This window comes from Streptomyces sp. NPDC058964, from assembly GCF_042741275.1.
GTDB lineage: Bacteria > Actinomycetota > Actinomycetes > Streptomycetales > Streptomycetaceae > Streptomyces.
This window is the reverse complement of record NZ_JBHYKH010000432.1, coordinates 1-7,853: the sequence shown is the minus strand read 5'-3', so window position 1 is coordinate 7,853 and position 7,853 is coordinate 1. Positions and strand designations below refer to the sequence as shown.

Annotated in this window: 9 protein-coding genes; 4 read left to right on the top strand and 5 right to left on the bottom strand. The window is 70.6% G+C overall.

Annotated features, from left to right (window positions below):
• The first annotated feature begins 129 nt into the window (after positions 1 to 129).
• Positions 130 to 375, top strand: a complete 246-nt coding sequence (locus ACFW2E_RS35875; protein ID WP_384472884.1) for a hypothetical protein — start codon at positions 130 to 132, stop codon at positions 373 to 375.
• 10 nt (positions 376 to 385) lie between these two features.
• Here the strand turns inward: ACFW2E_RS35875 and ACFW2E_RS35870 are convergent, their stop codons facing one another.
• The 3 genes from ACFW2E_RS35870 to ACFW2E_RS35860 all read right to left on the bottom strand — a co-directional run bounded on the left by ACFW2E_RS35870 (position 386) and on the right by ACFW2E_RS35860 (position 3,249).
• Positions 386 to 1,645: a ricin-type beta-trefoil lectin domain protein gene (locus ACFW2E_RS35870; protein ID WP_384472881.1), complete on the bottom strand. Its 1,260-nt coding sequence runs from the start codon at positions 1,643 to 1,645 to the stop codon at positions 386 to 388.
• 114 nt (positions 1,646 to 1,759) lie between these two features.
• On the bottom strand, positions 1,760 to 2,212 hold the full coding sequence (locus ACFW2E_RS35865; protein WP_384472890.1) for a VanZ family protein: 453 nt from the start codon (positions 2,210 to 2,212) through the stop codon (positions 1,760 to 1,762).
• A gap of 374 nt (positions 2,213 to 2,586) precedes the next feature.
• On the bottom strand, positions 2,587 to 3,249 hold the full coding sequence (locus ACFW2E_RS35860; protein WP_384472878.1) for a DUF4230 domain-containing protein: 663 nt from the start codon (positions 3,247 to 3,249) through the stop codon (positions 2,587 to 2,589).
• Positions 3,250 to 3,513: 264 nt separating this feature from the next.
• Here ACFW2E_RS35860 and ACFW2E_RS35855 point away from each other — a divergent pair, with 264 nt between their 5' ends.
• Together ACFW2E_RS35855 and tuf are read left to right on the top strand one after the other, a co-directional pair.
• A complete protein-coding gene (locus ACFW2E_RS35855) occupies positions 3,514 to 4,467 on the top strand; it encodes a ribose-phosphate diphosphokinase (RefSeq protein WP_384472875.1) in 954 nt (317 codons plus the stop codon).
• Between the two features lie 64 nt (positions 4,468 to 4,531).
• Positions 4,532 to 5,725 carry an elongation factor Tu gene (gene tuf, locus ACFW2E_RS35850; RefSeq protein WP_384472872.1) on the top strand — a complete coding sequence of 398 codons (1,194 nt, stop codon included), beginning with the start codon at positions 4,532 to 4,534 and terminating at the stop codon, positions 5,723 to 5,725.
• Positions 5,726 to 5,735: 10 nt separating this feature from the next.
• Here the strand turns inward: tuf and ACFW2E_RS35845 are convergent, their stop codons facing one another.
• The gene (locus tag ACFW2E_RS35845; protein WP_384472869.1) at positions 5,736 to 6,140 is read right to left on the bottom strand and encodes an anti-sigma factor antagonist; all 405 of its coding nucleotides are present in this window, start codon (positions 6,138 to 6,140) and stop codon (positions 5,736 to 5,738) included.
• 251 nt (positions 6,141 to 6,391) lie between these two features.
• On the opposite strand from ACFW2E_RS35845, the gene ACFW2E_RS35840 reads away from it, so the two are divergent.
• Entirely contained in the window at positions 6,392 to 7,249 is an 858-nt protein-coding gene (locus tag ACFW2E_RS35840; RefSeq protein ID WP_384472866.1) for a hypothetical protein, read from the top strand.
• Positions 7,250 to 7,255: 6 nt separating this feature from the next.
• Here ACFW2E_RS35840 and ACFW2E_RS35835 read toward each other — a convergent pair whose 3' ends face one another.
• On the bottom strand, positions 7,256 to 7,756 hold the full coding sequence (locus ACFW2E_RS35835) for a TetR/AcrR family transcriptional regulator (protein ID WP_384472887.1): 501 nt from the start codon (positions 7,754 to 7,756) through the stop codon (positions 7,256 to 7,258).
• Between the last annotated feature and the right edge of the window lie 97 nt (positions 7,757 to 7,853).

Genomic DNA, 7,853 nt, shown 5'->3' with positions numbered 1-7,853 from the left:
TGGCCCGCCACCTCCACCTCCAGGGTTCCCCAGCGCCGAGGGGGCCGCACGACGGGTGGCGGGCGCGCCCGCCACCCGATCAATGGCACATATTGTTCGCTTTTGCCGGTGGCGTTCTACCCTCTATGCATGACCGAAATAGCGTGCCCCCGCGTCTCCCGGCCGCGGATCCTGGTGCTCGGCGTCATGACTGGCAGGCCGGGCACCCCGCCCTTCCGCATCATGGAGATCGACGGGGAAGTGGTCGGCGAGGCACACGCCATCACCGACGTCCTGGAAACCGCCGCTGCCTACGGCATCACCGTGCACGACCTGGACGACCCGGACGTGATCCGCTGGGTCGGCGGAGACAAGTTCACCTGGATGCCCCGCTGAGGCCGGCCGATCAGCCGACCGTCCACTTCTGGTTGGCGCCGCCCGTGCAGGTCCAGATCTGCAGCCGGGTGCCATTGGCGGGACTGTTGCCCGTGACGTCCAGGCACTTGTCCGCCTGAGGGTTCACGATGTCGTGCGCCGCGGAGACGGCCCACTTCTGGTTGGGGCCACCCGTGCAGTCCCACAGCTGTACGGTCGAGCCGTCCGCGGTCCCGTTCCCGGTGACGTCGAGGCATTTGCCGAGCGCCCGGATCGTGCCGTCCGAGCCGACCGTCCACTGCTGGGCGGCGGTGCCGTTGCAGTCGTACAGCTGTACGGGCGTGCCGTTGGCGGGGTTCGCGCCGGCCACGTCCACGCACTTGCCGGCCAGCCCCTTGACCGCGGAGCCGGCCGTCGAGCCGCTCGTGGTCACCGACACCGAGTCCACCACCAGCTGCTGCGGGAGGACGGTGGAGCCGTCCGGGTCGCCGGGCCAGTAGCCGCCGACGGCCAGGTTGAGGATCAGGAAGAACGGCTTGTCGAACACCCACGTCCTGCTGCCCAGGTCGGCGGGGGTCCGCCGCTGGTAGACGGTCCCGTCCACCGACCAGGTGATCGAGCCGGGTGCCCAGTCGACGGCGAACGTGTGAAAGGCGTCCGCGAAGGCCTGGCCGCCGGGCAGCGAGTAGGCCGCGCCTATGCCGCCCGACCCGGAGTAGCCCGGCCCGTGGATGGTGCCGTGGACGGTCGAGGGCTCGAAGCCGACGTTCTCCATGACGTCGATCTCGCCCGAGTCGGGCCAGTCGACCGGTGTGCCGAGCATCCAGAACGCGGGCCACATCCCCTGTCCGCGCGGGATCTTCATCCGGGCCTCGACGTGCCCGTACTGCGCGGTGAACCTCCCCGACGTGTTCAGCCGCGCCGAGGTGTACTGGCACGTGCCGTACCAGCACTGGTAACCGGCCGGGTTCTCACGCCGGGCGGTGATCACCAGGTGGCCCTGGCCGTCCAGGGCCGCGTTCCTGTTCCCCGGCGTGTAGTACTGCCGCTCGTGGTTGTTGACGTTGTCGCCGGTCTCGATCTGCCACTTCGAGGAGTCGGGCGCGGAACCGGCGGGTCCGTCGAAGGTGTCGGAGAAGGCCACGGCGGCAGCGGCGGACGGAGCGGCGGCGGAGGCGGTGGCGGCGGGGGAACGGCCGTCGGCCCGTGCGGGTCCGACGGCGACGGACGCGACCAGCGCGGCGGACATCGTGGCGAACAGGCATCTGCGGAGCAGGCGTGGGGAGGCCACGGCTCTCCTTCCGGTGGGGGGCGGATGGGTCGCCACTTGATTTAAGAAGTGAGGTAAGGGGTCGTCAATAGTCTGGTACGGACCAGTGTTCCGTGATTACTGCTTCCGGACGCGTTACTGCTTCCGGACGCGTGCGTGCACCGCCCGCCCCAGCCGTCGTCCCAGAAGCAGGTAACCGACCAGCGCACCAGAGGTGTTGAGGATGACGTCGTCCACGTCGAAGGCACGCCCGGTCACCAGTGCCCCCTGGGCCAGCTCCACCAGCAGCATCACGATCGCGGTGAGCAGCACCACCTGCAGGATTCCGCGCGCCCGCGGCGCCAGCACCGGCACCAGCACCCCGAACGGGACGCCCAGCAGCAGGTTCCCGCCGATCTGTTTGACGGCGTCGCGCAGTTCCGGCTGGTCCAGATACGCCTTCAGCGAGCGACCCGGATGCAGATTGCTGTGCGCGAGCGACACCGACGCCGGGGACGGCTGCAGGGTGAGCCGGGCCAGCACGACCGCGAACGCCACCATGAAGGCGAAGGCGCACAGCATCGCCAGCAGCCGGACAGGGGTGGGCAGCCCATGACGTTCGGCCGCGGCGGGCCGCGCGACGCGCCCGGGCCTCGCCGGACGGCCGCCGCGGACCGTGCGCCTGCCGCCGGTGCCGCCGGCCTTGCCGGATCGGCCGCTCCCGCCCCTACGGCGGCTCTTCCTCGTCCGCTCGGTCCTGCCGGTGCCGCCGCTCTTGTCCGCCCGCTCGGCCTTGGCGGTGCCCGCGGCCTTGCGGGCTGGGTCGCTCTTGGCTGCCGGATCGGCCTCGGCGGTCCGGCCGGACCAGATGGTGCGCAGGTTCAGGGCGGTACGGGCCATTCGGTCCTCCAGTCTTCAACTTCCCTGCGTTGTGAGCCGGTTACCCGCAAAGGGGCCGAGGATGCCGGGTGCCGGGCGTCCGGTCAGGATCCGTACGACACGTGCACCTCCTTGAAGCCGAGGGAACCCAGCAGGCCCTGGAGCATGTCGGTGGTGTTCGACTCGGCCCGCGTGGTGAGCCCGCTGTCCTGGGCCGCCTCGCCGATGTGGCGTACGGCGAGCTGCTGGACGGCGTGCTCGCTGTTGGGGTTGTCCGAGAAGAGGTCGCCGAGCCGGTCGATGAGTCCGCGCTGCTTGGACACGGTGTACGAGTGGTCGGCGTCGAGGGCCGGCTTGCCGAGCCGGGCGTGCGGCAGCCGGAGCGTGGCGGACGTGCGGTCGCCGTTGACCGACACGTCGTTCCTTCCGAGCTTGCCGAGGTCGACGTACGCGTCCACGGTGCCCGCCCCGACGTACAGGGTGCGGGTGCCGCGGATCGCGTCGGGCAGGTACTTGGCGTCCTTCTCCAGATCCACGACGACCTGGAAGTTGCCGGACGCGGCGTCGTAACGGCTCATGTCCTGGATGGACTTGAGGAGCGCGGGACCCGAGCGGTCGTGCGACTCGGTGCCGAACAGGTCCTTGAGTCCTGGGAGCACGGCCAGCCGGATCCCGGCGAACAGGACCGCGAGCACCAGCACGAAGGCGGTCAGCAGCTTCGCCCACAGGGGCATGCGCGTGGGCAGGGCCTTGATGGACGTCGTCATGTCGACGGCCCTCCTTCCTACGGTCCGCTTGCCCGGCAAATTCCGTGGCAGACCGATTCGTTGGCCGATAGGCATCCCCGACGGAGGCGTGCCCGGCGCACTTCGGGTCCGGTCCGCCCCGGACAGGCGCGCCCCCGCCGCCCGGGCCGGCCGTCGGCCACCCGGTGGGCCTCGGCCACGACGGCGCACCCGTGCCCTGGTGAGCGTGGGTGGCGTCAGTAGCATGAGCCCCGCAGCCCGTAATGATCATGCGAGGAGCGGATCGTGCGTGACATCGCAGTCTTCAGTGGCAGTGCCCACCCCGAGCTGGCGCAGGAGGTCTGCGCGCACCTCGGGGTACCGCTCAGTCCCACCCGGGTAAGCCGGTTCGCCAACGACTGTCTGGAGGTGCAGCTTCAGGCCAATTGCCGCGAGCGCGACGTGTTCATCGTCCAGCCGCTGGTCAGGCCGGTGCAGGAGCATCTGGTCGAGCTGCTGATGATGTGCGACGCGGCCCGGGGCGCCTCCGCCGGCCGCATCACGATCGTCATGCCGCACTACTCCTACGCGCGCTCCGACAAGAAGGACGCGCCCCGCATCTCCCTCGGGGGACGCCTGGTCGCCGACCTCATGGTGTCGGCGGGCGCGAGCCGCGTCCTGGCCATGACCCTGCACTCGCCCCAGGTGCACGGATTCTTCTCGGTGCCCGTGGACCATCTGCACGCGCTGCGTGAACTCGCCGCGCACTTCAGGCAGTACGACCTCTCGCGCACCACCGTGGTCTCGCCCGACCTCGGCAACGCCAAGGAGGCCGCCGCCTTCGCCCGGCTGATCGGCGCCCAGGTCGCGGCGGGCGCCAAGCAGCGGTTCGCGGACGACCGGGTGAACATCAACTCGGTGATCGGCGAGGTGACCGGGCGGGATGTCATCGTGCTGGACGACGAGATCGCCAAGGGCAGCACGGTGCTCGAACTCATGGAGCGGCTACGGGAGTTGGAGCCCCGCTCGATCCGGGTGGCGTGCACCCACGGGCTGTTCGCGGCGGGTGCCCTGAAGAGGCTCAGCGAGCAGCCGGACGTGCTGGAGATCGTCTGCACCAACACCGTGCCGGTCCCCGTGGCGGAGCACACGGACAAGCTGCGCGTGCTGTCCATCGCCCCGGCGCTGGCCGAGGCCGTGCGCCGCATTCACAACGGCGAGTCCGTCAGCGCCCTGTTCGACGCGCCCCGGAGCGAATAGACATGAAGGGCGGGCAGCAGCGGAGCCGCGCCTGACATCACCCGTCCGACCAGGAGGGCTCGCAGTGGCGAAGGCGAAGTTCGAGCGGACCAAACCGCACGTGAACATCGGCACCATCGGTCACATCGACCACGGCAAGACGACCCTCACGGCAGCCATCACCAAGGTGCTGCACGACAAGTTCCCCGAGCTCAACCCCTTCACGCCGTTCGACCAGATCGACAAGGCGCCCGAGGAGCGGCAGCGCGGCATCACCATCTCCATCGCGCACGTCGAGTACCAGACCGAGCGCCGCCACTACGCGCACGTCGACTGTCCGGGGCACGCCGACTACATCAAGAACATGATCACCGGTGCCGCCCAGATGGACGGCGCGATCCTGGTCGTCGCGGCGACCGACGGGCCGATGCCGCAGACCAAGGAACACGTCCTGCTGGCCCGGCAGGTGGGCGTGCCCTACATCGTCGTCGCGCTCAACAAGACGGACATGGTGGACGACGAGGAGATCCTGGAGCTCGTGGAGCTGGAGGTGCGCGAGCTGCTCACCGAGTACGGGTTCCCCGGGGACGACGTGCCGGTCGTCAGGGTCTCCGCGCTCAAGGCCCTGGAGGGCGTTGCGGAGTGGACCGCGTCGGTGCTCGAACTCCTCGACGCGGTGGACGAGTTCGTGCCGGAGCCGCAGCGTGACGTGGACAAGCCGTTCCTGATGCCGATCGAGGACGTCTTCACCATCACCGGCCGCGGCACGGTGGTCACCGGCCGGATCGAGCGCGGCACGCTGAGGGTGCACAGCGAGGTGGAGATCATCGGCATCCGCGAGCAGAAGACGAGGACGACGGTCACCGGCGTCGAGATGTTCCGCAAGCTGCTCGACGAGGGCCGGGCCGGGGAGAACGTCGGTCTGCTGCTGCGGGGCGTCAAGCGCGAGGAGGTCGAGCGCGGCCAGGTCGTCATCAAGCCGGGATCGGTCACCCCGCACACGGTGTTCGAGGCGCGGGCCTACATCCTGTCCAGGGACGAGGGTGGCCGGCACACCCCGTTCTTCGAGAACTACCGCCCGCAGTTCTACTTCCGCACCACCGACGTGACCGGAGTGGTGACCCTGCCCAAGGGCACCGAGATGGTCATGCCGGGTGACAACACGACCATGCACGTCGAGCTGATCCAGCCCATCGCCATGGAGGAGGGGCTCAAGTTCGCGATCCGGGAGGGCGGGCGGACCGTGGGCGCCGGTCAGGTCACCAGGATCATCACGTAGGCGGGCGGGGTCATAACGAGCCGGACGTGGCCTCGGACTGTCCGAGGGCCGCGTCCAGGGTCGACCTAGGGGGCAGCAGGCGCGACAGACCGGTGAGCCGGAGGACGCGCAGGGTCAGCGGGTGGGTGCACACCAGCTGCAGATGCCCGTCGCGGTCGAGGACCCGGCGCCGGGCCCGGTACAGCAGGCGCAGCCCCGAGCAGTCGAAGAAGTCGATGTGCCGCAGGTCGAGCACGACCCGGGCGCCGGGCCGGTCGGTCACGCGGTCCAGGTACGGCGTGATCTCCGTGGCCGCCGCGATGTCGATCTCGCCGCGGAACTCCAGCACCGTGTGACCCCGGTCCTGGTGGAAGCGCAGGTGCCGGGTGAGTGGTGCGGGCTCCCGCCGCGGCTCCTGTCGCGGTTCCTGTCGCACGACGGCCCCACCTCCCACCCGCGCCGGGAAAACCCTTCCCCCGCCCAGCAAGTTACCCTCGATGGAGGGAATTTGAGCATGTTCGATTGACATATGTCTTCGAGTTTCGAGAGTGCCTGGCGGAACTGCCCGCCGGCCAGGCATGGACGAGCCCGCGCACCGCGTTCCGGACGGCCCGCCGATCTTCGAACGATTCGGTACGCCGCCGCGTCGAAGGAACCGGAACAGAAGTCGGGAAACAGGGGGCAGACATGCACAGAGGCCTGGTGGCGGTGACCGTACTGGCGGCCGTGACGGTGGTGGCCTGCGACGACGGGAACGGACCGGACGTGGTGGTCAGGGGTACGCCGCCGGCGTCGCCCTACAGCGGTCCGCTGTACGTCCCCACCAAGTTCCTGGACGAGAACACACCCAAGGCCCGCCGCATCGAGTCCGGCGCCGCGGGCCGCGCGCTGGAGTGCGACGGGGAGGTCTACGAGGGCGGCGGTCCCGACGGATGGAGTGAGGGCGACGGCGGGAAGACGCCGGAGGAGGGCCTGAAGCTCTACTTCGACATGTTCCAGCCGGCGCTGCCGGAGCACGGATACCGCGTGGAGCGCAGGGACGCGCACCGTGTGCTCTACTCCTTCGACGTCGGCGGCCGGACCAAGGTGGCCGTGGTGGTCGCCAAGGACCAGAAGGACCGGCCCGGTTGGGGCCCGGAGACCAACGCCTCCTGCGACCCGGCCGAGCTCCCGGCGAGCTTCACGGACTCGCAGGACTACGAGATCTGGACGGACAGGAACGGCGGGCGGGTTCCCCTCACGGAGATCAGCAGCTACGCCGGCGCCGAGCACTGCGACTGGCAGCAGGCGCACTTCCTGGATCTGGGCAGGGGCGAGGACCGCAGGACCTACGCCCGCGACCCCGACGACGTGCTCGACGCCGACGTCATGCTGACCACCCCGTACCGGGGCGACGTCCGTATGCCCGCCGACGCGCACGACACCGGATACCACTACCACGACTGGCGGTTGTGGCTGACGGACGACAAGTCCACGGCATACGTCCGCACCCCCGGCGGAGTGGAGGCCTGGCCCCTGACGAAGAGCGGCCCGGCCTGCAAGTGAGGGCCCTCACCGGCTCATGTGCAGGGCGACCAGCAACTGCCACACCTGGTCGGCCACCTCACCGGGAGCGCCCTCCAGGAGCCCGTGCAGCCAGTCGGCCAGGACACCCGCGAAGGTCGCGGCCACGGCCGAGGCGACCAGCGGGGCGTCCGCGGCGCCCGCCAGCTCGCGCTCGGCCAGGCTGCGGGCCCGCAGGTCCCGGTGCAGCACCCGGCCCAGCGGCCCGCCGCCGCCCGGGGCGAGCAGGGCCCGGTACAGGGCCGTGTGCGGGGCGAGGTCCGTGAAGAACTCCGCCAGCGCGGGCGGGGCGTGCACCGGGTCCGGCCGTCCGCGCCAGGCGTGCAGGGCCTCCACGGCCTCTCGTACGACGTCCGCGCAGGCGTCGACCGCCAGCGCCTCCAGGCTGTCGTAGTGCACGTAGAAGGTGGCCCGCCCCACCCCGGCCCGGCGTGCCAGCGCGGCGACGCCCACCTCCTCCAGCGGGCGCTCGGCGCACTCCTCCAGCAGGGCGGGGGGGGGCGCCCCGCGCGGGGGGGGGGCCCGCCCGCCGGGCTCCGCCGAGGTCCACGACGTGGCGGGCGCACGCCCAGTCGAAGTCGGCGGC